We start from the raw sequence: 521 nt of genomic DNA, 5'->3' as shown, positions 1-521 counted from the left end.
GAGCATGGCGTCGAATTCGGCAACGGAGGCCTTCAGCCCGTTCATTTTCCAGTTGCCGGCGATCAGCGGTCGGATGGCGTCGGTCATGTCAATTTCCAGCAAAATGAGGTTTGTGCATGCGCTAGCAGAGCCGCTGCGGCAGTTCCAGAGACCTATGGGCTTTTAACCGCAGCTTCGTGAGGCCACGTGACCTGAGGTTGCGGGGGGAAAGCCGCCACTTTATGATGATTGATCAATTTGGTGACGCGCTTTTGCGGAATCTGCATTAAGACGCGCTCCCGTTCCCCTCCTGACCAAACAAGTTGGACCAAATGCTTCGAGGAATGCGCAAGGCCTCATCAAACTGGCTCGGCAAGACCATTATGGCCGTGGTGATGGGCGTGTTGATCGTCAGTTTCGGCATTTGGGGCATCGCCGACATCTTCAAGGGCTTCGGGCAGTCCACAGTGGCCAAAATCGGCCGCACCGAGATTTCGCTGAACGAGTTCCGCCAGATCTATACCGACCGCCTGCAACAGATC

Annotated in this window: 1 protein-coding gene and 1 pseudogene; one reads left to right on the top strand and one right to left on the bottom strand. The window is 56.0% G+C overall.

Annotation, left to right across the window (positions count from 1 at the left end; genetic code table 11):
- Positions 1-87 (bottom strand): annotated as a pseudogene (locus AC1D00_RS44770) (triose-phosphate isomerase); the annotation flags it as partial.
- Between the two features lie 224 nt (positions 88-311).
- Here AC1D00_RS44770 and AC1D00_RS44765 point away from each other — a divergent pair.
- Positions 312-521 (top strand): SurA N-terminal domain-containing protein (locus AC1D00_RS44765; RefSeq protein ID WP_477015169.1); only part of this gene is annotated, 210 nt, incomplete at its 3' end.

The sequence above is a fragment of the Bradyrhizobium sp. P2_E8 genome, assembly GCF_056403875.1.
This window is presented reverse-complemented; position numbering and strand designations above follow the sequence as displayed.